At 55.9% G+C, this 25,886-nt stretch carries 25 protein-coding genes and 1 pseudogene; 14 read left to right on the forward strand and 12 right to left on the reverse strand.

Annotation, left to right across the window (positions count from 1 at the left end):
* The first annotated feature begins 16 nt into the window (after positions 1–16).
* Complete coding sequence (locus CIP100161_RS11775; RefSeq protein WP_155874454.1) at positions 17–394, forward strand: YbaN family protein; 378 nt, start codon at positions 17–19, stop codon at positions 392–394.
* Positions 391–1,251 carry a pantoate--beta-alanine ligase gene (gene panC, locus CIP100161_RS11780; protein WP_155874455.1) on the forward strand — a complete coding sequence of 287 codons (861 nt, stop codon included), beginning with the start codon at positions 391–393 and terminating at the stop codon, positions 1,249–1,251. The genes CIP100161_RS11775 and panC overlap by 4 nt, the downstream gene beginning before the upstream one ends.
* Here the strand turns inward: panC and panB are convergent.
* Complete coding sequence (panB, locus tag CIP100161_RS11785; protein WP_155874456.1) at positions 1,248–2,039, reverse strand: 3-methyl-2-oxobutanoate hydroxymethyltransferase; 792 nt, start codon at positions 2,037–2,039, stop codon at positions 1,248–1,250. The genes panC and panB overlap by 4 nt on opposite strands.
* 360 nt (positions 2,040–2,399) lie before the next feature.
* Between panB and trpB the strand changes: the two genes are divergently transcribed.
* From trpB to CIP100161_RS11810, 5 genes are read left to right on the forward strand one after another with little or no spacing between them, the layout of a single operon-like run.
* Positions 2,400–3,626, forward strand: a complete 1,227-nt coding sequence (gene trpB, locus CIP100161_RS11790) for a tryptophan synthase subunit beta (RefSeq protein WP_155874457.1) — start codon at positions 2,400–2,402, stop codon at positions 3,624–3,626.
* Between the two features lie 4 nt (positions 3,627–3,630).
* Positions 3,631–4,467: a tryptophan synthase subunit alpha gene (gene trpA, locus CIP100161_RS11795; RefSeq protein ID WP_155874458.1), complete on the forward strand. Its 837-nt coding sequence runs from the start codon at positions 3,631–3,633 to the stop codon at positions 4,465–4,467.
* 39 nt (positions 4,468–4,506) lie between these two features.
* Positions 4,507–4,884, forward strand: coding sequence for a Rieske (2Fe-2S) protein (locus CIP100161_RS11800; RefSeq protein WP_155874459.1), 378 nt, complete (start codon positions 4,507–4,509; stop codon positions 4,882–4,884).
* A gap of 20 nt (positions 4,885–4,904) precedes the next feature.
* Positions 4,905–5,873: a bile acid:sodium symporter family protein gene (locus tag CIP100161_RS11805; RefSeq protein ID WP_155874460.1), complete on the forward strand. Its 969-nt coding sequence runs from the start codon at positions 4,905–4,907 to the stop codon at positions 5,871–5,873.
* The gene (locus CIP100161_RS11810) at positions 5,870–6,196 is read left to right on the forward strand and encodes a hypothetical protein (RefSeq protein ID WP_155874461.1); all 327 of its coding nucleotides are present in this window, start codon (positions 5,870–5,872) and stop codon (positions 6,194–6,196) included. Before CIP100161_RS11805 ends, CIP100161_RS11810 begins: the two co-directional genes overlap by 4 nt.
* A gap of 100 nt (positions 6,197–6,296) precedes the next feature.
* On the opposite strand, the gene CIP100161_RS11815 is transcribed toward CIP100161_RS11810, so the two are convergent.
* The 4 genes and pseudogenes from CIP100161_RS11815 to CIP100161_RS11830 form a co-directional block, all read right to left on the reverse strand.
* Positions 6,297–6,674, reverse strand: coding sequence for a branched-chain amino acid transporter permease (locus tag CIP100161_RS11815; protein WP_232053173.1), 378 nt, complete (start codon positions 6,672–6,674; stop codon positions 6,297–6,299).
* A pseudogene (locus CIP100161_RS11820) lies at positions 6,671–7,404 on the reverse strand (AzlC family ABC transporter permease). Before CIP100161_RS11820 ends, CIP100161_RS11815 begins: the two are co-directional and overlap by 4 nt.
* On the reverse strand, positions 7,405–8,001 hold the full coding sequence (locus CIP100161_RS11825; RefSeq protein ID WP_155874463.1) for a YqgE/AlgH family protein: 597 nt from the start codon (positions 7,999–8,001) through the stop codon (positions 7,405–7,407). It lies immediately after the preceding pseudogene.
* Positions 8,002–9,489, reverse strand: a complete 1,488-nt coding sequence (locus CIP100161_RS11830) for a CCA tRNA nucleotidyltransferase (protein ID WP_155874464.1) — start codon at positions 9,487–9,489, stop codon at positions 8,002–8,004. It lies immediately after the preceding gene.
* Positions 9,490–9,628: 139 nt separating this feature from the next.
* Between CIP100161_RS11830 and CIP100161_RS11835 the strand changes: the two genes are divergently transcribed.
* The 7 genes from CIP100161_RS11835 (at position 9,629) to CIP100161_RS11865 (ending at position 20,070) form a co-directional block, all read left to right on the forward strand.
* On the forward strand, positions 9,629–10,501 hold the full coding sequence (locus tag CIP100161_RS11835; protein ID WP_155874465.1) for an NUDIX hydrolase: 873 nt from the start codon (positions 9,629–9,631) through the stop codon (positions 10,499–10,501).
* Positions 10,501–13,212: a DUF6049 family protein gene (locus CIP100161_RS11840; protein ID WP_155874597.1), complete on the forward strand. Its 2,712-nt coding sequence runs from the start codon at positions 10,501–10,503 to the stop codon at positions 13,210–13,212. The genes CIP100161_RS11835 and CIP100161_RS11840 overlap by 1 nt, the downstream gene beginning before the upstream one ends.
* Positions 13,213–13,318: 106 nt before the next feature.
* Positions 13,319–16,660 carry a murein biosynthesis integral membrane protein MurJ gene (gene murJ / locus CIP100161_RS11845; RefSeq protein WP_155874466.1) on the forward strand — a complete coding sequence of 1,114 codons (3,342 nt, stop codon included), beginning with the start codon at positions 13,319–13,321 and terminating at the stop codon, positions 16,658–16,660.
* A gap of 158 nt (positions 16,661–16,818) precedes the next feature.
* Positions 16,819–17,421, forward strand: a complete 603-nt coding sequence (locus CIP100161_RS11850; RefSeq protein WP_155874467.1) for an RNA polymerase sigma factor — start codon at positions 16,819–16,821, stop codon at positions 17,419–17,421.
* Positions 17,422–17,558: 137 nt separating this feature from the next.
* A complete protein-coding gene (gene trxB, locus CIP100161_RS11855; protein ID WP_155874468.1) occupies positions 17,559–18,503 on the forward strand; it encodes a thioredoxin-disulfide reductase in 945 nt (314 codons plus the stop codon).
* A gap of 14 nt (positions 18,504–18,517) precedes the next feature.
* Entirely contained in the window at positions 18,518–18,841 is a 324-nt protein-coding gene (gene trxA / locus CIP100161_RS11860; RefSeq protein ID WP_155874469.1) for a thioredoxin, read from the forward strand.
* Positions 18,842–18,888: 47 nt separating this feature from the next.
* On the forward strand, positions 18,889–20,070 hold the full coding sequence (locus tag CIP100161_RS11865) for an N-acetylmuramoyl-L-alanine amidase (RefSeq protein ID WP_155874470.1): 1,182 nt from the start codon (positions 18,889–18,891) through the stop codon (positions 20,068–20,070).
* Between the two features lie 57 nt (positions 20,071–20,127).
* Here CIP100161_RS11865 and CIP100161_RS11870 read toward each other — a convergent pair whose 3' ends face one another.
* The 7 genes from CIP100161_RS11870 to rpmH all read right to left on the reverse strand — a co-directional run bounded on the left by CIP100161_RS11870 (position 20,128) and on the right by rpmH (position 24,944).
* On the reverse strand, positions 20,128–21,228 hold the full coding sequence (locus CIP100161_RS11870; protein WP_155874471.1) for a ParB/RepB/Spo0J family partition protein: 1,101 nt from the start codon (positions 21,226–21,228) through the stop codon (positions 20,128–20,130).
* A 6-nt stretch (positions 21,229–21,234) separates the two neighbouring features.
* Positions 21,235–22,251, reverse strand: a complete 1,017-nt coding sequence (locus CIP100161_RS11875; protein ID WP_155874472.1) for a ParA family protein — start codon at positions 22,249–22,251, stop codon at positions 21,235–21,237.
* Positions 22,252–22,368: 117 nt separating this feature from the next.
* On the reverse strand, positions 22,369–23,004 hold the full coding sequence (gene rsmG, locus CIP100161_RS11880; RefSeq protein ID WP_155874473.1) for a 16S rRNA (guanine(527)-N(7))-methyltransferase RsmG: 636 nt from the start codon (positions 23,002–23,004) through the stop codon (positions 22,369–22,371).
* Between the two features lie 159 nt (positions 23,005–23,163).
* Positions 23,164–24,117, reverse strand: a complete 954-nt coding sequence (yidC, locus tag CIP100161_RS11885; RefSeq protein WP_155874474.1) for a membrane protein insertase YidC — start codon at positions 24,115–24,117, stop codon at positions 23,164–23,166.
* Positions 24,118–24,123: 6 nt separating this feature from the next.
* Positions 24,124–24,450 carry a membrane protein insertion efficiency factor YidD gene (gene yidD / locus CIP100161_RS11890; RefSeq protein WP_155874475.1) on the reverse strand — a complete coding sequence of 109 codons (327 nt, stop codon included), beginning with the start codon at positions 24,448–24,450 and terminating at the stop codon, positions 24,124–24,126.
* Entirely contained in the window at positions 24,413–24,769 is a 357-nt protein-coding gene (rnpA, locus tag CIP100161_RS11895) for a ribonuclease P protein component (RefSeq protein WP_155874476.1), read from the reverse strand. The genes yidD and rnpA overlap by 38 nt, the downstream gene beginning before the upstream one ends.
* A 31-nt stretch (positions 24,770–24,800) precedes the next feature.
* The gene (gene rpmH / locus CIP100161_RS11900) at positions 24,801–24,944 is read right to left on the reverse strand and encodes a 50S ribosomal protein L34 (protein ID WP_003853304.1); all 144 of its coding nucleotides are present in this window, start codon (positions 24,942–24,944) and stop codon (positions 24,801–24,803) included.
* Positions 24,945–25,886 lie beyond the last annotated feature (942 nt).

Here is a 25,886-nt window from a genome sequence, read left to right on the forward strand (position 1 = left end):
AGGAATCCTAGAAAGCATGATCAAACCACTTCTACTAGCCATCGGCTGTGTCAGCGTAGCACTCGGTGTCGCAGGAGTGGTTCTGCCCTTGGTTCCCACCACACCATTCCTTCTTCTCGCAGGGGTCTGCTTTGCCAAAAGCTCCGACCGGTTCCACACCTGGCTCATGGAACACCGCATACTAGGCCCGTACATTCACAATTGGCGCAATCGCCAGATGACCTACAAAGACAAAGTGCGCACAGTAGCTGCTATCTGGGTCAGCATGTTGAGCTCCGCAACGATCACCTATATCACCCTCGAGACGATCATTCCCGCCATCGTGTTGCCTCTCATGGCTTGTGTAGCAACTCTCCATATTTCGCGGATGAATCCCGCTATGGTTGAGGAATGACCTCGATCACGCACACTATTAGCGAGCTCCACAAGCTCACTCATCAAGCTATTGCCGACGGCCGCCCCGTCGTCTTAATTCCTACCATGGGAGCCCTCCACGAAGGCCACCTTTCGCTCGTGGATACCGCCTATTCTTTAGAGCTCGACAATCCCTTCGTGGTCATGAGCATCTTTGTTAACCCCCTCCAATTTGCGGCAGGGGAGGATTTGGATTCCTACCCACGCACTCTTGATGCCGACGCCGCAAAGCTTGCCGCCCATCCCCACAAGGTTCATGCCATCTTTGCACCAAGTCCAGCCGAGATGTATCCGCTAGGGCCGCGCACCACCATCACACCAGGTGCCGCAGCACTTCGTTTTGAGGGTGCTACTCGCCCCACACACTTTGCGGGTGTCCTTACCGTGGTGAACAAGCTCTTCCAGATCACACAGTGCCAGCACGCCATCTTCGGCGAAAAGGACTTCCAACAGCTCGCCCTGATCCGTCAGATGGTGGCAGATTTCAACCTTCCTGTCCACGTGCACGGCAGCCCTCTCATACGCGACCACGATGGCGTAGCCCTCAGTTCCCGCAACGCCTATCTCAGCGAAGCGGAACGAGTCGAAGCGCGACGCATCTCAGCAGCCTTACGCCACGCCGCAATGTTTCACGTGAAACATGACATTATTGCAGCCGCCACCCACGCAATGGCCGGAATGGACATCGACTATATCGATGTTGTCACACCCGACTTCCAAGAACCCACAGCCGGCGATGCGCTCCACGGCGATGCGCGAATTATCACCGCCGTCAAGGTAGGAAACACCCGACTGCTGGATAACATGGCGGTGAACATCGAAAAGCCAAACGCTTAGAACGTATGCTCCTCCGCGGGGAAGCGACGCGCCTCTACATCCTTCCGATAGAACTGCGCCGCGCAAGTAAGCTGCGAACCAACCTCCGCATACGTCTTAGCGAAACGGGCACGATGATCACCCTTAGGAAGATTCGCGATATCGTGCCAGACCAGCACCTGGGCGTCGGTAGCATTGCCGGCGCCAATTCCAATCACCGGAATCGGGGAGCGGGCAGTAAGCTCCGCCGCAAGATCCGCCGGAACCATCTCAAACACCACCATCTCCGCACCCGCCTCCACGACAGCATCCAAATCAGCCGTCAGCTTCTCCGCGCCGCGCTGCACCTTAAAACCAGAAAGCTGATTCATTGACTGCGGAGTAAAACCTAGGTGCGCGCACACCGGAACCCCCGCGTCGGTAATAGCGCGAATTCGCGACGCCATCCGAACGCCACCTTCAAGCTTGACCACGTGAGCACCAGTTCGGCGCACCATCTCCGTGGCACTGCGCACCGCCTGCTCATCGCTCGCCTCATAGGTGCCGAACGGAAGGTCGGCAACCACCATCGCAGGACCCGCACCGCGCACCACCGCCGCCGTGAGCATGACCATCTCCTCAAAGCTCACCTGATTCGTGCCGGAGTACCCCAGCATGGTGTTGGCCGCGGAATCTCCTACGAGAAAAACCTCGATACCCGCGTCCACAAATGCGCGAGTGGTGGAGTAGTCGTAGGTGGTCAGCATGGCCCACGGACGGTTGTTCTTTTTGTAGTCGCGCAAGTCTTGCAGTCGGATGGGACGGGTCACAGCGGCACCTTTCAGTAGTTACAAAGTTGAGCAAGAGTTGCGACTACTCTAATCTGCGACCATCAACAACGTCGCCCCGCGGGCACCCAAGGGGGTGGTTTCACGTGAAACATCGCCAAAAACATCGCCCATCCCCTCTAGCCATCACAACCTCATGCTGGTATAGTGAGCCAACGATGATGAATGCAGCTTTCAAGTTCTGGTGGCGCGCCTAGCAGGCGGGCCCCTTTTGTGTGAGCATTCACCACCACAACTTTTGGAAACACAAGCCCGCGTATCGCGGGCTTTTTTCGTATATTCCCTGCGATACGCTCAACCAATCGCAAACCGAAACAACAATCAACCACAGGGAATATCCTTATGAAACACACACTGCTACCGGCATACTTCGGAGAATTCGGCGGGCAATACGTACCCGAATCCCTTATCCCAGCCCTTGACCAATTAGAAGCGGCCTTCGTCGAAGTGCAAAACGACCCCGAGTTTAGAGCCGAACTCGCCGGCTATCTCAAGGATTACCTCGGTCGCCCCACACCACTGACGCTGTGTTCTAAACTTCCCCAAGCCGGAAAAGGGAAGGGGCACGCGCGGATTTTTCTCAAAAGAGAAGACCTCGTTCACGGTGGCGCACACAAAACCAACCAAGTAATCGGCCAAGCACTCCTAGCCAAGCGCATGGGCAAAACCCGCATTATTGCCGAAACCGGAGCTGGCCAGCACGGAACCGCCACCGCACTCGCATGTGCACTACTGGACCTCGACTGCGTGATTTACATGGGTGCTAAAGACGTGGAACGCCAACAACCCAACGTGTACCGCATGGAACTCATGGGCGCCAAGGTTGTCCCCGTCGACTCCGGGTCCGGCACCCTCAAAGATGCGGTCAACGAAGCACTGCGCGATTGGACCGCAACCTTCCACGAGTCACACTATCTGCTCGGCACCGCCGCCGGACCACACCCATTTCCCACGATTGTACGCGAATTCCACCGCGTAATCTCAGAAGAGACCAAAACCCAAATGCTTGAGCAAACCGGCGCACTGCCAGATGTGGTGGTCGCCTGCGTAGGCGGCGGATCCAACGCCATCGGCATGTTCGCCGACTTTATCGACAACCCCTCAGTAGAACTCGTCGGCGCCGAACCAGGAGGAATGGGACTAAGCTCCGGAAAGCACGGCGCTACCATCAACAACGGCCAAATCGGCATTTTGCACGGCGCCAGAAGCTATCTCATGCGCAACTCCGATGGCCAAGTCGAGGAGTCCTATTCCATTTCAGCCGGCCTCGACTACCCAGGTGTCGGCCCACAACACGCCCATCTAGCAAAGTCCGGGCGCGCCCGCTATGTCGCCATCACTGATGCGGAAGCACTCGAAGCATTCCAATTGCTCTCCCGCGAGGAAGGCATCATCCCAGCCTTGGAGTCCAGCCATGCTCTTGCCTATGCACTCAAACGTGCCGCCCTCGCTGAAGAAAACAACGAAGATATCACCATCGTAGTATCGCTGTCTGGCCGTGGTGACAAAGACATCGACCATATCCGCCGTACTCTTTCCGCCCACCCAGAGCTGGCTATAAAGGACTAAAAACATGACTCGCTACACCAAATTATTCTCCGCACTCAGCGCCAAAAACGAAGGAGCATTCGTCCCCTTCATCATGCTGGGGGATCCCACTCCAGAGGCGTCGTTAGCCATCATCCGTACCGTCGTTGCCGCGGGTGCCGACGCCCTCGAACTCGGCGTCCCCTTCTCAGACCCAGTAGCAGACGGCCCAACAATCCAGCATTCCCACCTCCGCGCCCTCGACAACGGAGCCACCGTAGACAGCTCACTGGAACTGATCCGACAGATTCGCAAAGAATTCGCCAAAATTCCCATCGGCATGCTCATCTACGGCAACGTCGCATTCACCCGCGGGGTCACCGAGTTCTATCAAGAATTCGCCGACGCCGGCGTAGACTCCATACTGCTTCCCGACGTACCCGTCCGCGAAGGCAAACCCTTCATCGCAGCCGCCAAAAAAGCTGGGATCGACCCCATATTCATCGCACCCGCACAAGCTGCAGAGGCAACCTTGGAAGGGGTAGCGCAACACTCCAGCGGATACATCTACGCCATCTCCCGTGACGGTGTCACCGGCATCGAGCGGGAATCCTCCACGAGGGGACTAGAGCAAGTGGTGGCAAATGTGAAACGCTTCGGTGGCGCACCCATCCTGCTCGGTTTCGGTATCTCCACACCCGATCACGTGAGAGACGCCATCGCGGCAGGAGCCAGCGGTGCCATTACGGGCTCTGCTCTCACGTCGATCATCGAGCGCCACACCGTTGGCACGCACCCAGAACCAGCCCAAGTGACAGAGCTTGAGGCACTCACCGAAGAAATTTTCGCGTTTGTTAAAGACATGAAAGCCGCAACCCATTAAGTCACTGTGACAGAACATGGATGTGTGATACTGGAAGGCATGACACATCCATGTTCCCGCCGCATGTTCCTTCTCGGGTCGGCAACCACACTCGCCGGAGTAGTCCTAGCTGCCTGCGGAGGAGATGCTTCCAAGGCGAAAGAAATAGCCGTACGCGAAGTCCCCGTCGGCAGTGCCGTCATCGTCGGCGACTTCATCCTCACCCAACCCACCGCAGGGGAGTACAAAGCCTACTCCGCAGTCTGCACCCACCAGCGCGCCAAGATCACCAAAGTTGACGGCTCCCACGTGATCTGCCCGGCACACGGATCCATATTCGACATCACAGACGGTTCCGTGGTCAGCGGACTTGCCCGCGACCCCCTTAAAACCGCCACCGTGAACGTCGCAGGCGATACCGCCACCATTACTTCCTAATTCTGCTTTAAACTCGAGGAATGGTAGGAAGAATCAAAAACCTCGACCCCTTGATCGTGTTGATCATCCTTGCGGTGATCATCGCGATCATCGCGCCCGCCCGCGGAGCCTTCGCCCACAACTTCTCCTTGGCCACCAACATCGCCATCGGCCTCCTATTTTTCCTCTACGGTGCCCGGCTTTCCACACACGAAGCCCTCGAAGGGCTCAAAAACTGGAAACTCCACCTCACCATTTTGGTGTTCACCTTCGTAGCATTCCCACTGATCGGTATCGCACTCAAACCACTAGAAATGGTGATTTCAAGTACTCTCTACCTCGGTATTTTGTACCTCACCTTGGTACCATCAACGGTGCAATCCTCAATAGCTTTTACGTCAATAGCCGGCGGAAACGTCGCCGGAGCCATTGTCAGTGCCTCCGCTTCCAACCTCATCGGAGTGGTAGCAACCCCCGTCCTCGCCATGCTCCTTATGACCGACAACGGCAGCATCCACGTAGATACCAGCGTATTCCTCAACATCGCCGTCCGACTGCTGTTCCCCTTCATCGCAGGGCAACTTTGCCGTCGCTGGGTTAAAGACATCGCTGCCAACAAAGCCACTAAAATCGTCGACCGGGGATCCATCACCATGGTGGTGTACTCTGCCTTTTCCGCCGGAATGGTCGCCGGAATCTGGTCCACTGTCAGCCTCGGCGAAATTATCTTTCTCGTCGCATTCTCCATCATCTTGGTGGGTTTCATGCTCTGGTTCACCCGCTGGAGCGCCCAAAAAATCGGCTTTGCGCGTGGCGACGTCATCGCCATCGAATTCTGCAGCACCAAAAAATCCCTCGCCTCCGGACTCCCCATGGCAGCAGTGATTTTCGGCGGCTCCAACCTCGGCTTGCTCATCCTTCCGCTCATGATCTTCCATCAAGTCCAACTCATGATGTGCTCCTGGCTAGCATCCCACTATGCACAACATGCATCTAAAATGTCAGCATGACCACAACTGACAAACAGCTCCTCTATGTTCGCACCGAGATGACCATCCCAGGAGTGGGCACAAGTATTCACGTCGCCGAGCTCGAGCCCACAAGCGCAACACACTGCACTCTGCACCGCATCCTTGAGCTCGATCCTTCCAACACGATCCGCGGAGCAGCGCACGGTAAGGCAGTGGCCGGAATGGCCGCCGCACCGGAGCGTACCGTGCCGCATCCCAACTCTTACTCCCATTTCCCCGACATCACCGCCTCATATCTTCTCCAAGAAGAGTTTGAAGTGCTGTGGGCAGAAGCCGTAGCTAAGTTCTCGGAACTGCGCTAGCCCAGCACCTCAGTGCTACAGCGCTACCACTGAAAAAGTGGGTAGTTTGAGACAACACCATGTCCCGAACTACCCACTTTTTTAGTGCGTTTACAACGAGCTACCAGACGAGGTTTACCAGCACCATATACAGTGCCGTTCCGCCCATGATGGAAAGCCCTGGGTTTCGCCGCCACCAGTGCAACACCAACGTTCCAATAGAGGCAATCAACGCCGCCACAAGCCCGCCGGGAGCTTCAAGGGAACCATAGAGGGTGTACATCACCAGCACGACCATAACCCCCACAGGCATGGTCATAGCCAACAGTCCCATCAAAGGGCTTCCGTTAAGGAGGCGCACCGCAGCAAAAGGGATTTGCCGCAGCAGCACGGTCACTATGGCGACGGGGATAATCACCGCAAAAACCGACAGAAGACTTACCCCATCTGGAAGTCCTGCGGAGCCAGCGAGGACTAAGGGGTTGGTAGGGCAGTTCACCGGCGATCTCCGATCTTCCATGTCAATCGGGCGTCGATACGCGGGGAGGCGTTACGCACCAGCAACAAGAGGAAGTACGCCACGAGAGTAAAAATCAGCATCTGGTGTGGCACCAGCCCTAGGCCGATGAGTGAGAAAGCAACGGCAAAAAATACCAATGACCAGTCTTGGTTGTTACGGAAGGATTCCCACGCCAACACGATAAACAGTGCGGTCAACGCGAACTCCATGCCCTTGAGACCTTGGGGGATCACACTACCAGCAACGGCACCGAGAATACCGGAGAATACCCACATTGCGTGACAGAACACTTGGATGGCGAGCACGCGAGAGCCATCGATACGCTGCATGTTGGGGCGCGCCGAGACGATTGCATAAGACTCATCGGTGAGTGCGTACGTGGAATATGCGCGACCGAGGCGGGAACGAACCACATGGCGGGGATAGGTAAGTCCGTAAAAGATATGACGGAAGTTCACCATAAAGCCGGTAATCGCTGCTGAGATCGGCCCAACACCGGTAAGAATGAGGTTCAACGCGAGGAACTCCATGGACCCCGCGTAGATAATGATGGAGAAAATGGGGGCCCACCACCATGCAAAACCGGATTGTCCTACGACGAGCCCGAAGGCAAGACCGAGGGGGGGGCTAGACCGAGGGCAACCGCCCATGAGTCTTTTATTCCGCCGAGAATCTCCGTTCGTTTTTTCAATGTTTCACGTGAAACCACTTAGTTTTCTCCCACGTTGGCCGGGAACGTTGAATACAACGGCAGTGGCATGGGCTGACGACGCATCACATCGCCCCACACGTCAACGCTTCCTGGAGCCGTCACGTCCGAGGGGAGCGCCGGAGCCACAAACCAGTCACCGTTCTCAATCTCCTGATCCAACTGGCCAGGCGCCCATTCCGCATGGCCGGCAAACAAGCGCATACCCGATACCAACGGTTTTATCTCTTCTGGATCTGCACCCAAATTCACCATCACTAACCGGTTGGCAAGGCGAGTCAGATTCTCCGCATGAACAGCATCTACGCCCTGCGAGGTCACACCAACACCCACCACAGACTGCTGGTTTAACGGACCTCCGATGTACAGCGCCTGTGGCTTAGTCACACATGGCACCCACTCAGGCATCACATTGAACACGGCGAGGTCGCTACGTGAGGCAAGATTGACGCCAAAGGTGGCATATTCGCTGTGCTCGATAATCAAAATGACACTGCGCGCAAAATCCTCCGACTCCATCGAAGGAGCAGCAACTAACACCATGCCCGGCGCGGGTTCATTACGCTCCATGGCGTTAAAAAGTCGATCGGCAAACATTTACTGCTCGTACCACCATTTCTTCAATTCCAAAATCGCATCTTCACGTTCTAGGGGGCCGCGCTCTAAGCGCAGTTCTTTTAAGAACTTCCATGCTTGTCCCACTTGGGGTCCTGCCTTGATGGCGAGAATCTCCATGATCTCGTTACCATCTAGGTCGGGGCGCACCTTGGCTAGGTCTTCCTTCGCAGCAATATCTGCAATGCGATCTTCTAGGTGATCGTAGGTTTTTTGTAGGCACTCCGCCTTCTTCTTGTTTCGCGTGGTGCAGTCAGCTCGCACGAGCTTGTGTAGGCGGGGAAGTAGGTCGCCGGCATCGGTGACGTATCGACGCACCGCCGAGTCGGTCCACTCGCCCTCACTAAAACCATGGAACCGCATGTGTAAGCGAATAAGCTCACTAACGTCACGGATCATGTGCTTGGAGTACTTCAACGCACGCATGCGGTGACGCATGAGGCGGGCACCCACGATCTCATGCTGGTGGAAGCTCACGCGCCCCTCGGGGGAGAACTCGCGCGTATCTGGCTTACCGCAGTCGTGCATGAGGGCAGCCCAGCGCAGCACCACATCAGGGCCGTCTTCTTCTTGATCCATCGCCTGGCGCAACACCGTCAGGGAGTGAGCATACACATCCTTGTGTTGATGGTGTTCGTCTTGGGTAAGCCGCAGCGCAGAGATTTCCGGATAGATAATATCCGCCAATCCGGTATCAACCATCACATCGATACCATCCCACGGGGTTTTACCGCAGATCATCTTGTCCAGCTCCACCTGCACACGCTCAGCGGTAATCCGCATGATCTGATCCGCCATTTCCGTTATGGCGTGGCGCACTCGTGGTGCAAGATCAAAGCCCAACTGGGAAACAAAACGAGCAGCACGCAGCATACGCAGGGGGTCGTCGTTAAAGCTTTGCTGGGGAGCCGCTGGAGTGTCTAACAGACCCGCAGCTAGATCTTCCATGCCACCCACAGGGTCATAGAACTGCATCGAGCCATCCGGCAGGATCTCCATTGCCATAGCGTTGACAGTGAAGTCGCGGCGAATTAGATCCCCTTCAAGAGTGTCGCCGAATTGCACCTCGGGGTTACGGGACTGCCCGTCATAGACATCCGAACGGAACGTGGTGATCTCGATTTGTTGGCCATCTTTTTCTGCCGAAACGGTACCAAACTCGATACCGGTGTCCCAGACCACGGGGGCGTACTCTTCCAAAATTGCAGATACCACGTCGGGACGGGCATCCGTTGTAAAGTCCAGATCATGCCCAAGCTCATCAAGCAGGGCATCACGCACCGAACCACCTACGAGGTAGAGGCGGTGCCCACGATCGTGGAACGCTTGAGCCAGTGGACTCAATAGCGGAGAGAGTAAGCCTAGGGTTTTCTGTGCGCGGACCAACAGCTGTGCTGGATCGGCTACGTCTAAGGCCACACCGGAAGAGGCGGGGGAAACATCATGGTTACTCTGTGGGTTCACCCGCATGAGTCTACATTCTTCAACGCGCTAAAGCCCGATGAAGTACCTAGAGATTTCATTCGTGGGATCACAATCTTATGCAAATCTTGTTCCAAATGTGGTTCGTAGATACCTTCTTTAGCGTGAACGGGATACGATCAGCGGGATGACTGAAAACGAACGGGCTCATGCGGGTCATGCTTCCGCGTCGCCACAGCGCACGCGCCGCCGTCGTGGCAAGCCGCGCAGGCGTATGAATTCAGGTGCTTCTAATCAAGGTGGTGGCACCTCAAAGTCTGCTGCACTCAGTTCGAGCACTTCCGGTTCTCACGGGGAGCGCGGCAGCCATGGGGAAGATAAAGACAAGCAGAATAAGCACACGAGGCGTAAACGTCGCCCAGCACACCGTTCTACCCAGCGTGGTTCCCGCGGTGGGGACTCGTCTCATTCCAGCTCGGGCACTAAGCGACGTCGGCACATGGCCAGTAAGAACCGTGGCAATCAATCGCGCCGTCAAAACAATAGGTCCTCGCGGATCACTACCCGCGATGAGACGTCGGCAGGCGGTCTTGTTATCTCCGGCCTAGCGGAGGCCGTGGACGAGAACAACAACGTGGATCTTTCTCGTATCTACGTCGCGTTGATTGGTCGCTTGGATCGTCGCGGGCGATTGCTGTGGTCAATGCCGAAGGGCCATGTGGAACCCGGCGAGGAGACTGCTGCCACCGCTGAGCGTGAGGTGTGGGAAGAGACCGGCATCCATGGTGAGGTGATTACGCAGCTGGGCACGATTGATTATTGGTTTGTGTCTGAGGGGGTGCGTATTCACAAGACGGTGCATCATCATCTGCTGCGCTATGTGGATGGTTATCTCAATGATGAGGATCCTGAGGTGACGGAAGTTGCGTGGATTCCTGCGGATGAGTTGATTGAGCATTTTGCGTATGCGGATGAGCGTAAATTGGCGCGTATTGCCCATAATGTGCTTCCTGAGTATGCGATCAAGGAGAAGGAAGCAGGGAGGGTTACTCCACGGTGATGTCCCGCAACCTTCGTTTGGCAACGAGCACAGTGAGTCTGGCTGCGGCGAGTGTCGCCGCGTTGGCTGCTCCTGCGATGGTGCCGGTTGTTTCTGCTCCGCAGGCGCGTGCCGACGTCCTCCCCGCGTCGCCGTCGGATGATACGTGGCGGGATCAGTGGGTCAACCCTGAGTTGCGAACGGTGGATAGCAATGCGCCGGTGACCTTCGAGGTCACGCACGTGGATTCCCAGGTGGAATTGGGCGCTGCGGTTGAGTTGTCGCTAACAGTGACCAATAACAGTACTGATATGTTGTCGGCGGGGTCGGTATCTATTGCGGCGCGTAATGCGGCTGCGGTGGCGGATGTGGCGTCGGCACGCACGGTGTTGGCGGGTGATTCTGGTGCGTTTGGCCCGAGTGCCTTGGTGGATCGTATTGATTCTTCGTTGGCGCCTGGGGAGTCCATACAGGTTAAGGTGCAGGTTCCGGTGTCGTCGACGACGGCGGATGGTTTGCGGATTAGCCAGTCTGGCATTTATCCGGTGTGGGTTGGGTTGACTACTGCATCGGGGGAGCAGTTGTCCTCGCAACGCTTTTTGTTGAATGTCAAGGATCCGCATGCGGAGGCGGTGACGCGTTCGTCGAGCCCGTTGAGCATTGTGGCCCCGGTGACGGCAGATGTGGACATAGTGGGCGGTGAGACGGGGGAGGCACCGGAGCGTGCGCCGTTGATTTTGCGTTCGGAGCAGCTGGCGGAGTCGATGCGTGCTGGTGGTGAGCTTGCCGAGCTTGTCGACGCCCTCAGCGTGGCCACCGACAATGAGGCTCTGCGTCGTGCGACGTGTGTTGCGCTTGACCCGCAGCTTATCGACGTCGCCTCCCGGATGAGCAATGGTTATTCGGTAGGCGATAATCGCCCGAGTTCCGTGTCGGATAAAAGGCGACTACGCGATTCGTGGTCTAAGGACGATACGAAGGCCTCATTGACTCCAGGTCAGGGCGTGCAGGATGCCACGCAATGGTTGGACAAAGTGCGTGCCCTCGCCCGCGATACCTGCATCGTTGCCATGCCGTGGGCCAACGCGGACCTCGATGCGGTAGCTAAAACGAACAACTCGTGGCTTATGCGCGAGGCCGTCCAGCGGGGCTCTGCGGTGCTCGAAGGCGTCCTCGGTGTCCAACCAGAACCCAATATCGTCATCCCAGGCTCGGGCTATGTATCACCAGATGCAGCCAAAAGCTTAGGGTGGGCGGACCAATCGCAAGGAACCGGCGGGGACATCAACGCCGCATGGGAAGCAAGCACCCAAGGACCATCTCCTGTCGACGCCTCACCGAATACCCCAGATTCACAGGCTTCCTTGGACAGTGTGAACAGCTCCGCTCCCACAGCAACAGCACCTACGCCTAGTGTTCCAGTTTCCGTACTCGTAGCAGATAATACGGTGTGGCAGGTTCCGCAATCGGGCCGATTTGGCATGCTCGCGCCGGGTATTCGTTCGGTGACCTATCAGGGTTCATTGGCGGCAACGTTGGCGCAGGCGGCTATACGTCCTATTACGGTGGGTTATGGCAATGAGGCGGCGCGTTTTAATTATTCCTTGGATAGTGCCGCTACTCGTTCGGCGACGGCTGCGTCGGCAGTAACGCTGGCGGTGGCAGCGAATCGTCAAGAGTTGCCTTCACCTGCTGCCGAATCAGTAGATACCGGCGATGACACCCTTGAGCAGTCCCACGAGGTATCAGCGGATCCACTGCTTATGATGCTGCCAGCGGGACAGTCGCAACCACGCGCGTGGTTGGAGTCTGCTGCAGCGGCGTTGGATAGTCATGCTGCGGTGCCGATGACGTTGAAGGATTATGTGTCCACGTCTGCACGGCAGGAAGAGGAGCTGGGGGCACGCGCCCGCGACTTCAGCAATGGGCAGGCTGCCGGCTTTGGTGCGCCGTATAGAGATCCGACGGTGGTATCGGATACGGAGATTCTTCGTGTGCGTCAGCAGTCGGATTACACCAATGATCTCACGCGGTTGATGGTGTCGGATCCTGCTATTGCGGTGACACCTTATAATTTCACCGCACCACTAAGACAAGATCTATTGCGCGCAATTGGAATGACAACGCGCAGGTCAATGGTCACCTTTGATAAATCCGTAGCCGATTCCCACACAATTACCAACGAGAACCGCGATACCTTAACGGAGCTGCGCAGATCGGTCACATTGTTGCCACCTGGCAACGTGTACACCCGCTTTTCTGATTCCTCACCGCTTTTGATCGCGGCGAAAAACGGTCTGCCGCTCCCCGTGGATGCACGCATCCGGTTCACGGGGCCGCAGGGAGCGTCGTTAAAGCTGGACGACCATGTGGTCATTCCGGCCAAGGGCTCCATCACTCTTCAGATGACAGCCAATCTGCCTAGCGACGATTCCCGCACCGACCTCAAGTTGTGGCTCGCTACACCCTCTGGGGCTGCGATCTCTAATCCGGTCGACATTGGTGTGCAAACCCGGCGCGGCTTGTTGAGCACGGGTGGTGCGGTATCTGCAGCAATTTTGGTGCTGTTTGCGTTTTTGTTCTTGCGGTTCTTTAAAAAGAAGCGCCGAGAAGCTCAGGAGTTAGCTCAGGTCGAGCCTGAGAATATCGATGCGACGGCGGTGATCGATACGCCGGTGCCACACACCAGTAGACACCGTCCACAACATAGGTTGAGTGATGACTCACCGTAGTTCCACATGCTCAGCGCATTCGCTAAGAGGGGGCCTGTCATTTCCGGCCCCTTTTGTGTTCCCAGCTCCCTCAGGTATCTCAAGTTTTGCAAAGTAGGACACTTCGTTGAATCCCACGAATCCCACACCCAATCCGCAGCGTGGCACGCGACATCGCATTGTTACCCCTGCCGCCCCTGCACCTGTGCCGGCAGCCCGCCCACAGGCAGCAAAGGAGACATCGAACGATCGCTCCAAGCTCGATCGTGTTCCGGTTCGTCACAAGCAGCCAGAAGCTGCGGTGGCTGCCGTTGATACGTCGGTTGCGGTGGCAGTAGCAGAGGAGTCGACGAAGGAGCCTGCGGAGGCTACAACGGCAGCGGCTACTGCGACGGCTACTGCAACGTCGGAAAGCGACACTCAGGAGACGAGCGATAGCGATGTGGTGCGTTCTACCGGCTCGATGGCGATTGCTACGTTGGTGTCTCGTATTACCGGCTTTTTGCGCACGGTGTTGATTACTACCACCCTAGGTGGTGCGATCGCGTCGGCGTTTAACACCGGTAATACGTTGCCGAACTTGATCACAGAGATCGTGTTGGGTGCGGTGTTGACATCTCTGGTGGTACCTGTGTTGGTACGCGCGGAGAAGGAAGACCCCGATCGTGGTGAGGCGTTTATTCGCCGGTTGTTCACGTTGGCGTCCACGTTGCTGATCGCGGTGACGATCATTGCGGTGGTGTCGGCACCGTGGTTGAGCCGGTTGATGTTGCGTTCCGACGGCAAGGTCAACCTGTTCCAGACCACGAGTTTTGCATATCTATTGTTGCCGCAGATTTATTTCTATGGCATTTTTGCGCTGCTGATGGCAGTGCTGAACACTAAGCAGATTTTCAAGCCTGGTGCATGGGCTCCCGTGGCGAACAACGTGATCACCATTGTGGTGTTGGTTGCTTATATGTTGCTGCCAGGGGAGATCGATCCAGATGCGCCGTCGAAGGTAACGGATCCGCATGTGTTGTTGCTGGGTTTGGGTACAACGCTGGGTGTTGTGGTGCAGTTGCTGATTATGATTCCGCCGATTCGTCGTGCTGGGGTGTCGCTGAAGCCGTTGTGGGGTATTGATGCCCGGTTGAAGCAGTTCGGTGGCATGGCGTTGGCGATTATCGTTTATGTGGCGATTTCGCAGTGGGGTTACATCATTACGACGCGTATTGCGTCGCATGCGGATGCGGGTGCGCCGAATATTTATCAGCAGCATTGGCTGTTATTGCAGGTGCCATATGGCATTATCGGCGTGACGTTGTTGACGGCGATTATGCCGCGGTTGTCGCGTAATGCGGCTGATGGTGATGATAAAGCTGTGGTCCGCGATTTGGTGGTGGGCTCGAAGCTGACGTTTATTGCTCTGATTCCGATTGTGGTGTTCTTTAGCGCTTATGGTGAGCGCATTGGAGTGGGGTTGTTTGCTTATCGACGTTTCGATGTGGAGTCCGCTTCTATCCTTGGTTTAACGCTGGCCTATTCGGCTTTTACGTTGTTGCCTTATGCGTTGGTGTTGTTGCATTTGCGTGTGTTCTATGCCCGTGAGGAGGCGTGGACTCCTACGTTTATTATTGCTGGCATTACAGGCACCAAGGTGGTGTTGTCGATGTTGGCTCCGTTGGTGGCGTCGGATCCTAGCCGTGTGGTTATTTTGCTGGGTGCTGCCAATGGTTTCGGTTTTGTGTCCGGTGCGCTGATTGGTGCGATGTTGTTGCGTCGTAAGTTGGGCAATTTGGGCAGCAGGGAAGTGACTAAGACCAGTGTGTGGGCGCTGGGTTCATCGCTGGTGGGCATTGTGGTTGCTTTGGGCCTCAGCATGGGTATGGATCGTGTTGCTGGGGGCTTTTTTGAGTTCTTCGGCAGCGTGGGCATGCTGATTCATTTGGCGATTGTGGGCGTGGTGTTCCTTGTGGTCACTGCGCTGGTGTTGTCGCGTTCTGGGTTGGAAGAGGTTGTCAGCCTGGGTTACGCGTTGCAGCGGATCCCTGGCATGCGTCGTGTGATCAAGATGAAGGCGCAACAGCCTGCCGATACGGTTCCTACGAACGAGGCTCTTGCGGCTCAGGCGCTTACTTTCGACGACACGTTCAATGCCACCCCGATCCCTGCGCCGATGTCTGCTGGTATTGTTCGTGGCCCGCGTTTGGTGCCGGGTGCGCAGGTGTCGGATGGTCGTTTCCGTCTGCTTGCCGACCACGGTTCAGTCTCGACTGCCCGCTTCTGGCATGCCCGCGAAAAGGCCACGGGTAGGGACGTGGCCTTGGTGTTCGTGGATACGTCGGGAAGCGCCCCACAGGCCCCCGCAAGCCCTGCTGCGGCTGCGGGTAAGGCCGCCGAGATTGCGCGTCGTACGCGTGCGTTAGCGGGTCTGAAGCATCCTGCGATTGCGCCGAATATTGAGGTGTTGTCGTACCGCAATGGTTGCCTTGTGGTGGCGGACTGGGTGCGTGGTTCTAATTTGTCGGCGGTGGCGGATTCTACGGTGAATCCTTATGCGGCGGTGTATGCGTTTGAGCCGTTGGCTCAGGCGAGTGCGGCGGCGAAGCAGGCTCACACGCCGCTGGGTATTGATAACCATGCGCGTATTCGCATTAACACCGATGGTATGGCAGTTTTGGCGTTTCCTGCGGTGTTGTCGGATTCTTCTTATGAGCGCGATCTGCGGTCGCTGCGTACTGCCTTGGGCACGCTTATCGACGTCGACACTGCGCCGAAGACCATCACCGCGTTGTTGCAAAAAGACGCAGCCGAGTTGCCACAGGCTATCGCTGATCTCCCTGACCCTGACGACGCACACGAGGAACACCTCAACGTCACTGCGGAGGAAACCCCGAAGCCAACCAACACCCCAGGCTTTGGTAGCCGTGGATTTAGCCGCAGTAGCCGCGTATTTATTGCGGCCACCGCGATGCTCCTTGTGGTGGTACTGGCCATTATCACCGCCTATGTGACCAGTGTTCTCGGCGGGGATAAACAGGAGGCTCCGATTACGAAGAATTCGATTGCGGGTGGCCAAAGCCAGTCTGCGAACTCCACCATGCCAGGCATTGTGGTGCCGATTATCAGTGCCGAAACTTCCCATGCAGCAGGCAATGCTGATCCCGATATGCCGGACACCGCCCCTATGGCTATCGACCCTGCCTTAGAAAGCGCGTGGCAGCCAGCCAAGGGCGATACCTTGGTTCTTAACTTCACCCAGCCCTACGTGATTAGCCGCGTGATTCTTGATTCCCCCACGAAGGACATGACGGTCGAGGTTCGCGCCGGGGACACCGTGGTGGGCACGGGCACTGTCACCAAGTCGCGCACCAAGATCACGGTGACGCCAGCTCCTGCGGTCACCTCGTTGAGTATCCGCGTGGTGGGTGTCCCAGATGGTGTGTCCCCAGAAATCAACGACGTGAAACTGGTGGCAAAAACTTAGCAAACCCGCTGCTTGTCGCAGCATTGCGGCCCCCGCTGAAAGGCGGGGGCCTTTTGCATGTAGCACACCCAATACATTGTGAAGCTAAAACTCGAAGGCCTCCCATGCTCCGTCCACTATGTTGTCCAAGCACATGACTCATAACAGGGGGATTGATCATGGTGGGAGGGATAGCCGACCCCTGCGTCGGCATAGTGGAACACGCCAGTTACAGCGACGACCAGTTGGTCACGCTCTATCTTGAAGGCGATAGCCAAGCGTTTCACGAGATCACACGCCGCCACTATAAAAAGCTGTGGTGGCTTGCTAAAAAGTACACGCAATCAGCAACGGATGCTGACGACATCATGCAGGAATCCTTGCTGAAAGCCAGCCACAGCCTGCACCGGTATCGTCGTGACGCGGCGCTGAGCACGTGGCTCTACAAGCTTGTTGCCAACACCGCCTACGACTATGTTCACCGCCGTCGTGAACGCAACTTCATCTTTGTCGACGACTACCACGAAGCCGCCATCGCCAGCGGCCACCCCAGCTCCCACGATCCCCTCGACGCCCACGAAACAACCATGTCCGTCTCCCGCGCCGTTCAGCAATTAGCACCCGATCAGCGCACCGCCATTGAGCTTGTCGACTTCATGGGTTACGACATCAACCTCGCCGCGGCGATCACGGGGGTCAAACCTGGCACTATTAAATCGCGGCGGGCACGGGCGAAAACCCAGCTGCAGGCCATGCTGGAGCCACTTATGACGGACAGCTAGGCAACGCAGCGCATATCAGTGCGCTCTGCCTCACATATGGAATGAATCCCACCAAGCAGGCGTTGTGCTCATCAAACAGCGACTACTGATTACACTGTGGTCATATATCAACACCGACAAAAGGGAGTACCACATCCATGACTGACACCACCGCTGGAACAATCCACGACGTTGCCATTATCGGATCAGGCCCAGCCGGCTACACCGCAGCGCTTTATGCAGCTCGCGCCGAACTTAAGCCCATTGTGTTCGAGGGCATCGAATACGGTGGTTCGCTGATGACCACCACCGAGGTAGAAAACTTCCCAGGTTTCCCCGACGGCATCATGGGTCCTGAGCTCATGCAGAATATGCGCGAGCAGGCTGAGAGGTTCGGTGCTGATCTGCGCATGGAGCTGGTGACCAAGGTTGAACTGGAAGGCGATATAAAAAAGATCTGGGTGGATGATCAGGAGTTCCAGGCTCGCGCCGTCATCTTGGCCACGGGTTCTGCACCGCGTTATCTCGGCGTGGAAGGGGAGCAGACTTTGTTGGGTCGCGGTGTGTCGGCATGTGCAACCTGTGATGGGTTCTTCTTCCGTGACCACCACATTGCTGTGATTGGCGGCGGCGACTCTGCGATGGAGGAGGCGGACTTCTTGACCAAGTTCGGCTCTAAGGTGTCGATTGTTCACCGTCGTGACGAGTTCCGCGCCTCGGCCATTATGTTGGAGCGCGCGAAGAACAATCCAAAGATTGAGTTTGTTACGAATAAAACAGTGTCGAAGGTTTTGGGAGATACCACTGTTAGTGGTCTTGAGCTTACTGACACCGTCACCGGCGAGACTTCAGTTCTCGACGCCACCGCCATGTTCGTTGCTATTGGACACGATCCACGTTCGGCAATGTTCCGCGATGTTGTCACCACCGATGCCGCTGGTTACGTCGTAGTGGAACACCCCAGCACCAAGACAAATGTGCCAGGTGTGTTCGCCGTCGGTGACCTCGTGGACAACCACTACCAGCAGGCAATCACTGCGGCTGGTTCCGGTTGCCGCGGAGCCATCGACGCCGAACACTACCTGGCAGCACTGAATTCTTAAAGGAGCATTTACTCATGTCAAACGCTATTGCTTTAACCCAGGACACGTTCAAGAGCACTGTTATTGACTCGGATAAGCCAGTGTTGGTTGATTTTTGGGCAGAGTGGTGCGGGCCGTGCAAGAAGCTCGGTCCTATCATCGACGAGATCGCGGAAGAGCTTGGCGACGAAGTCGTGGTAGCCAAGGTTGACGTTGATGCGGAACGCAATCTCGGTGCAATGTTCCAGATCATGTCTATTCCCACGGTTTTGATCTTCAAGGACGGCCAGAAGGTTTCCGAATTCGTGGGAGTTCGTCCGAAATCTGAAATCGTGGCAAAGCTGCGTTCTTTTCTATGACTGCTAAACTTTCCTAAGTTATGCATTTAGCGAAGGAAAGGAGCAGTGTGTCTGGCACGTTGAGAGTCGGCGACCGTAGCCCACGCATCGCCGAAGTCAGAACTGCACTGACGCGACTTGGTTTGCTTGAGGGAACCACCAAGAACCTCGAGCAAACCAAAAGTGATACTTTCACCGATAGCGAAACTCTGTTTGATGAGGACCTAGCGCTGACGCTACAGGGATTCCAGCAGGCTCGTGGCATTATTGCCAGCGGTGAGATCAACGAGATCACGTTGAAGCTCCTACGCGAAGCTTCCTATAGCCTCGGTGCACGTGTGTTGAGTTTTGAGCCCAACAACATTTTCGTGGGCGATGATGTTGTTCAGCTGCAACATCAGCTCCAAGAGCTGGGTTTTTACACTGATCGTGTCGATGGCCGCTTCGGCGAGCTGACGTACGCGTCGCTAGTAAACTACCAGCTCAACTACGGCCTTAACCCCGATGGCATCTGTGGCCCAGAAACCATCCGTGCGTTCGGTCGCCTAGGCCGCCGTATCACGGGTGGTTCACCGCACGCTCTGCGAGAGCGCGAGCGTGTTCGTGATGCCGGCCCAATGCTCGCCGGTAAGCGTGTGGTCATCGACCCAGGCTTTGGCGGAGCGGATAAGGGCCAGGTTGTTCGTGGTCCTTATGGCGACATCACGGAAGAAGAGATCATTTGGGATCTAGCGGGCCGTATCGAGGGCCGCATGATTGCCGCTGGTATGGAAACTATCGTGTCGCGTCCGCGCCAGGATAGTCCTTCGCTGAAAGATCGCGCAGACATTGCCAATGCTTTTGGTGCTGATGTGATGATCTCCTTGCAGTGCGATAAGTACCCGAATGATAAGGCCAATGGCGTTGCTAGCTTCTATTTCGGTTCTGAGATGGGTTCTAGTTCCCTGACGGGCGAGATGTTGTCTGGCTTTATTCAGCGCGAAATTTCCGCACGCACGGATCTGGTTAACTGCGGTAATCATGGTCGCACATGGGATCTGCTCCGCATTACAGAGATGCCTACTGTGGAGGTTGTGCTGGGCTATCTGACCAACCCTCACGACGTGGCTATTTTGACCGATCCTGAGCAGCGTGACGCTATCGCGGAAGCCATTGTGGTTGCTGTTAAGCGCCTTTATTTGCTTGACGACGATGACCAACCCACGGGCACGTATCGTTTCTCTGAGATGCTAGAGCAAGGCTTACTGTAGCCCCGCACAGTACATAGCAAAGGGAGCCTCTCCTAGGAGGCTCCCTTTTAGTATGCTTTAGTGTTCGCCGCCTAAAAGGCCCATGATGCGTTCGAAGTCTTCACGGCCTCCGAATTCCACCACGATTTTGCCTTTGCGTTTGCCCATGCTGACGGACACTTTGGTGTCGAGGTCATCGGCGAGGCGATCAGCTGCGTGGGTAAGAAACTCCGGTGTTGGTGTTTTCTCACGCTTTTTCGGTGCGGTTTTCTCACCACGGTTGAGCAGGGTGACGGCTTCTTCGGTGGCGCGTACCGATAGCCCTTCGGCGATGATTCGCTGTGCTAGTTCCGCTTGGGTATCTTCGCCGGCTTTCACACCGAGTAGTGCACGGGCGTGGCCTGCGGAAAGAACTCCGGCGGCGACTTTGCGTTGCACGTCGATAGGCAGCCCGAGCAGGCGGATCATGTTGGTGATTACTGGCCGTGAGCGCCCGAGACGATCGGCGAGCTCGTTTTGGGTGACGCCGAACTCTTCAAGCAGCTGCTGGTAGGCTGCTGCCTCTTCGAGGGGGTTGAGTTGGACGCGGTGGATGTTTTCCAGCAGGGCGTCGCGCAGCATGTCGGAGTCGTCGGTTTGTCGCACGATTGCTGGAATCGTGGGCAGACCGGCTTTCGACGATGCCCGCCAGCGGCGTTCACCCATGATGATCTCGTAACGCTCATCGGGGGCGTCTTTGACCCTACGCACAACGATGGGCTGCAGGAGTCCAAATTCCTTAATGGAGTGGACGAGCTCGGAGAGATCATCTTCATCGAAGACACTGCGTGGGTTTTTCTCATTGGGTACGAGCATGCCCACGGGAATCTCACGGTAGGTGGCGCCGAACTCTTCGAGTTGTTCTTGGGAGCGTCGTTCGCGGACGGCGCTTTCTTCCCGCTCGTGGCTTTCTACAACATCAGCCAAGATGGGGTTAATGTTTCCACCACTGCGGTGCCGTTTGGGTGCCGGTTTGGGGGCTTCTGGCTTCTTCTTTTCCCCAGGTTTGGGAGTAGTGGTGGGGCCACCAAAGACTACGTCTGCGGCGGTGTCACCGATGCGGGAGCCAGCAGAAGGGCTGCTAGTAATCAGTGAGGCAAGGCCGCGCCCTAGTCCACCTTTGCGAGTTTCTTGAGCCATAAAGCATTACTCCTTCGATGTTTCTAGGTTGATCACGTCAGCAACGTCCGGTTGGTCACCTTCGCCGTCTTGAGCATCGAGCTGTTCCTGGAGGCGTCGCGCCGATTCCGGAGACATTCCGACTGCACCCGATGCCCCAATAGGGAGGTAGTCGCCGCGCTGAGCTAGCTCGCGAGCGGCGTCAAGGTAGGCCATAGCGCCCCGAGAACCTGGATCATAGTCCAATACCGTCTGGCCGTAGCCTGGCGCCTCAGACACCTTCACAGAGCGTGGAATCTTGGTGCGCAGTACCACGTCGCCGAAGTGCCCACGCACTTCCTCGGTAACCTGTTCCGACAGCTTTGTTCGGCCATCATACATGGTGAGCAAAATGGCGGATATGTGTAAGTTTTGGTTGAGGTGCTGTCGAATCATGCCAATGTTGTTGAGCAGCTGCCCCACACCTTCGAGTGCGTAGTATTCGCACTGGATAGGGATGAGGACCTCGTCTACTGCGGTCATGGCGTTGATGGTCAGTAGACCGAGCGATGGTGGGCAGTCAATAAAGACGTAGTCAAAGCCGTGTTCTTTGATGAAGTCATCGTGGAGCGCGTCGGCGAGACGATACTCGCGGCGCACGAGACTCACCAGCTCAATTTCCGCGCCCGCTAGGTCGATGGTGGCGGGGATACAGAAGAGGTTTTCCGAGGCAGTGGACTGCTGGAGCGCTTCTTCTGCCGTGCATTCACCGATGAGCATCTCGTAGCTTGATAGGGTGCCCGCGCGGTGATCCGCCCCCAATGCGGTGGAGGCGTTGCCCTGTGGGTCAAGGTCTACGACGAGGACTTTTAGTCCTCCAAGAGCCAGCCCCGCCGCCAAGTTTACCGAGGATGTGGTTTTTCCTACGCCGCCTTTTTGGTTGGCAACCGTTAGGCGACGGGTGCGCTCTGGACGCGGCAGGTGAAGAGTGTTCGGCGTCATCACCTGGGCTGCTCGCCGTGCCGCCGCAGCAATCGGGGTGTCGTCCCAGCTCTGGTCGTCCATGCGTCCCTTCTCAGACTATTCAAGGGGTCCTTTTCGGTCTTTATATAAGTAAAGAGCCCCACAGTGTGTACGTTTCTACCTTAGTGCGTGTACCGCACTCGGTTCCACATGCGGTTGCTAGCGCACCTTACGAATGGAAATCAGTGTGGTGGGCTCGTCCAAAACCTCACCGACACTAAAGATTTTCACTTTTCCGCCACCAGCTTTCCAGATCATTTTTTCGTCACGTTCGAGCTCCTCATGAACAGAGGATCCCTTCATGGCGATCATTTTTCCGCCGAGACGAACGAGAGGAAGTGACCACCCGGCAAGTTTCCCGAGAGGCGCAACCGCCCTAGATGTTGCGACGTCGACAAGCCCGAGCTGCTCGCGCACCGCTTTTTCCTCGGCGCGTCCACGAATAACGGTGACATTGTCGAGTTCAAGTTTTTCCTTCACTTCACAGAGGAATGCCGAGCGCTTAAGAAGCGGCTCAATCAAAGTGATGGTGAGGTCTGGGCGGGCGATAGCTAGGGGAATGCCTGGCAGCCCGGCACCGGAGCCGATATCGGCAACGCGAATGTTTTCATCCATAGCCTCGCCGATCACCGCACAGTTAAGGAGGTGGCGTGACCATAGCTTGGGAACCTCACGTGGGCCAATGAAGCCACGTGTGGAGCCGTCGGTAGCCAAAAGCTCATGATAGACATACGCCTTATCGACGTTTTCTCCGAACACCTGGCTCGCTATCGACTCAATTTCTTCATGTTTCACGTGAAACCATCCCTTTTCCTACGGTGTATCCCCACACTACTCACGCGTGTTCATATACTTCGCAATAACGCTAGCACGAGCACCCAACACCTACCCCCAGCAGCACAAAGCCGCCCCCGGATAAACTGGAAGGCGGCTTAATAAGCAGGAGATTAGCTGTTACTTCTTTTTCTTCTTACCCTGCTGCGGACGCTGACCTGGGCGAGGGGCAGTAGCACGCTTGGCAGCTTTCTTAGCCTCAATCTCAGCAGCTTCCTCTGCGTCGATCTTGTCAAAGATCCAACGCTGCTGGAAGAACGTCCAGATGTTATTCGACACCATGTAGAACAACAGGCCGAGGTGCCACAGCACACCAGTGAACAAAATAGTCAACGGCATGAACCACAACATCATGCGGTTCATCATGTCCATCTGCATCTGCATCTGATCATTCGCCGGTGGCTTCTGCAAGCCAGACTCGCGACGAGCCTTCTGACGGTCCACAGACAACCGAGCGTTGAAGTGTGTAGCCAGCACAATGATCACAATAAGTGGTGCTGCCACCAGCGCAATATCAGTGCGGGTGAAGTCGACCGGCTGGAATGCTTCATACATTCCCTTCGGCATGGAAATAAACGCCGACAGTGGCACACCAAACAAGCGGGCATCCAAGAAGGACTGCACATCGGCAGCACTAAAGATGTAGTTAGCGGTTTCGCGGTTAACCTCTGGACTCAGGCCCAGCTGACCCGTACCCGTACCGGTACGGTTAAACGAACGCAGCACGTGGAACAGGCCAATAAACACTGGCATCTGAACCAAAACCGGCAAGCAACCGGCAATGGGGTTAACTCCCATTTCTTTTTGCAGCTTGCGGGTTTCTTCCATCAGCTTCTGCTGATCATTGGGATATTTTTTACGGATCTCCTGCATCAACGGCTGCAGTTCCTGCATCTTGCGCATGGAACGCATCTGGTTGAGCATCGGCTTGACCAACAAAGCTCGGATGGTGAAGGTCAGCAACACGATGGCCAGGACCCATGACAGGCCAGAACCTGGGTCAAGCACAAAGCTCACAACTTTATGCCAGAACCACAAGATGGCCGAGATTGGCCAATAAATGAAGTTGAGCACTGTGAGTCAGAACTCCTTGGTGGTCGAAGTGGTACGTGGAACCTCAGATCGCCGTACCGGCACAGGATCGTAGCCGCCGGGATGCCATGGTCCGCACTTGGCAAGTCGCACAACCGTCAACACCAGACCTTTCACAGCCCCATGGCGTGAAAAAGCCCCCAGCGCATATGCACTGCAGGTTGGGTCGAAACGACAGGTGGAACCCATTTTAAGGGGTGATAAGTACTTTTGGTAGAACCGCACCGAATCAAACAACGCGCGACTGACCAGCCCGTGCGGGCGCGTAACCGCGCTATCACTTGCGGCTGAGCTTGTCGAGTGCTGCCTGCACATCTGCCCGCAACTCCTCAGAACTTGCTGTTGCCGCCGGCGGTAACGCCCTCACAACAACATGGGATGACGCCGGGAACTGATCTTTCATAGCGATTACTACATGCCTTAACTGCCGAGAAACCCTATGACGCGTCACAGCATTTCCAACAGCCTTGGACACAACGAGACCGAACCGCGGACCGCCAACCGTAGCCAGCTCACCAGCAGTTGCCTCAGCGTAAAAATGAAGAACGACGGTACTCCTTCCAGCACGCTTGCCCTTCCGAATCGTTGCACGGAACTGTTCGGAATTGCTGAGCTTGTGCTGTGAAGGTAGCACCGTCGTTCTTTTCGAGCTTGTAAGAGTGACCTTAAGCGGTCAAGCTCTTACGACCCTTGTTACGACGTGCAGCCACGATTGCGCGACCGGCACGGGTACGCATACGGATACGGAAGCCGTGCTTACGTGCGCGACGACGGTTGTTCGGCTGGAACGTCCGCTTACCCTTAGCCACGGTGAACACTCCTCTAAGTTGTTACAAGGCAACATCGCCACCGAATATCGGCCGCGGTATCACCCTTGATTTGGATGATTATCAAAACATAGAGAGTCACACGCCGCGCTAGTCATAGTCTCACTAGCGATGAAAGTCTTGATCTCAACAGCGTCACACCGATGAACACGATGTGTGTGCTGAGTCCCTTCGTTCCTGGCGGCACTCTCGTTAAAGCACTTGCGATTGACGTATATGGTACGCCCGTTGCAGTGACAGACAACGAATAGAGTACGTGAGTTTGCCCCACTTCAACAAATCGACACACCAATAAGTCACACTTACCCCTGTAATCGCAAATATGTAATTTCACCTTTGGTTTTCTTCACGTTGGCCGGTCACGGGTAGCAAAATGACAAAAATCGATGTTTTTCGCAGTCAGCACATCATGCCCAGCCACCCCCACACCCCACGTAGCATTTTTCACAAGTTGGACACCGAAAAAGACAACCGAGTAACACTACCTGTGAGAAAAAATCACATACTGTGAAAAACCGTACCTGTGGATAACTTTTTTATTTTTCCACCGGTTTTTCCACAAAAATTACATTCCCGCAGGTAGTGGCATGTTTTTTGGGAATAAAATTTTATCCACAGTGTGAAAAATAAAATGTGGATAACTTTTCACAGTGAGTCGACGTGGATTTTTTCCACAGCTGTGGAAAACTCTGTGGAATACGCGGTCAAAGCCGCAAACCAGTTGTGGAAAGTTCAGTGGAGTTCCGGTGGACGTCTTGTGGAAATTACAAGAATTTATCCACCGCGGATTTTCACTCCGCATCCCCGCGCTATGCGGAGATTGTTCTGCGAATGCAATCTCTTTATAGCTGCCACGGCTGGCGCACATCGTCATCAATCATTCGCTTGACCTTATAAGGAAGTACAGTGTCGGAAACGCCATCC

The organism is Corynebacterium rouxii, assembly GCF_902702935.1.
Taxonomy (GTDB): Bacteria; Actinomycetota; Actinomycetes; order Mycobacteriales; family Mycobacteriaceae; genus Corynebacterium; species Corynebacterium rouxii.

What these genes read in the sequence shown, in the direction of transcription:
- CIP100161_RS11775 (WP_155874454.1), top strand. Translation starts at nt 17, where the DNA reads ATGATCAAACCACTTCTACTAGCCATCGGCTGTGTCAGCGTAGCACTC.
- panC (WP_155874455.1), top strand. Translation starts at nt 391, where the DNA reads ATGACCTCGATCACGCACACTATTAGCGAGCTCCACAAGCTCACTCAT.
- trpB (WP_155874457.1), top strand. Translation starts at nt 2,400, where the DNA reads ATGAAACACACACTGCTACCGGCATACTTCGGAGAATTCGGCGGGCAA.
- trpA (WP_155874458.1), top strand. Translation starts at nt 3,631, where the DNA reads ATGACTCGCTACACCAAATTATTCTCCGCACTCAGCGCCAAAAACGAA.
- CIP100161_RS11800 (WP_155874459.1), top strand. Translation starts at nt 4,507, where the DNA reads ATGACACATCCATGTTCCCGCCGCATGTTCCTTCTCGGGTCGGCAACC.
- CIP100161_RS11805 (WP_155874460.1), top strand. Translation starts at nt 4,905, where the DNA reads ATGGTAGGAAGAATCAAAAACCTCGACCCCTTGATCGTGTTGATCATC.
- CIP100161_RS11810 (WP_155874461.1), top strand. Translation starts at nt 5,870, where the DNA reads ATGACCACAACTGACAAACAGCTCCTCTATGTTCGCACCGAGATGACC.
- CIP100161_RS11825 (WP_155874463.1), bottom strand. Translation starts at nt 8,001, where the DNA reads ATGTTTGCCGATCGACTTTTTAACGCCATGGAGCGTAATGAACCCGCG.
- CIP100161_RS11830 (WP_155874464.1), bottom strand. Translation starts at nt 9,489, where the DNA reads ATGCGGGTGAACCCACAGAGTAACCATGATGTTTCCCCCGCCTCTTCC.
- CIP100161_RS11835 (WP_155874465.1), top strand. Translation starts at nt 9,629, where the DNA reads ATGACTGAAAACGAACGGGCTCATGCGGGTCATGCTTCCGCGTCGCCA.
- CIP100161_RS11840 (WP_155874597.1), top strand. Translation starts at nt 10,501, where the DNA reads ATGTCCCGCAACCTTCGTTTGGCAACGAGCACAGTGAGTCTGGCTGCG.
- CIP100161_RS11850 (WP_155874467.1), top strand. Translation starts at nt 16,819, where the DNA reads ATGGTGGGAGGGATAGCCGACCCCTGCGTCGGCATAGTGGAACACGCC.
- trxB (WP_155874468.1), top strand. Translation starts at nt 17,559, where the DNA reads ATGACTGACACCACCGCTGGAACAATCCACGACGTTGCCATTATCGGA.
- trxA (WP_155874469.1), top strand. Translation starts at nt 18,518, where the DNA reads ATGTCAAACGCTATTGCTTTAACCCAGGACACGTTCAAGAGCACTGTT.
- CIP100161_RS11870 (WP_155874471.1), bottom strand. Translation starts at nt 21,228, where the DNA reads ATGGCTCAAGAAACTCGCAAAGGTGGACTAGGGCGCGGCCTTGCCTCA.
- CIP100161_RS11875 (WP_155874472.1), bottom strand. Translation starts at nt 22,251, where the DNA reads ATGGACGACCAGAGCTGGGACGACACCCCGATTGCTGCGGCGGCACGG.
- yidD (WP_155874475.1), bottom strand. Translation starts at nt 24,450, where the DNA reads ATGTGCAGGCAGCACTCGACAAGCTCAGCCGCAAGTGATAGCGCGGTT.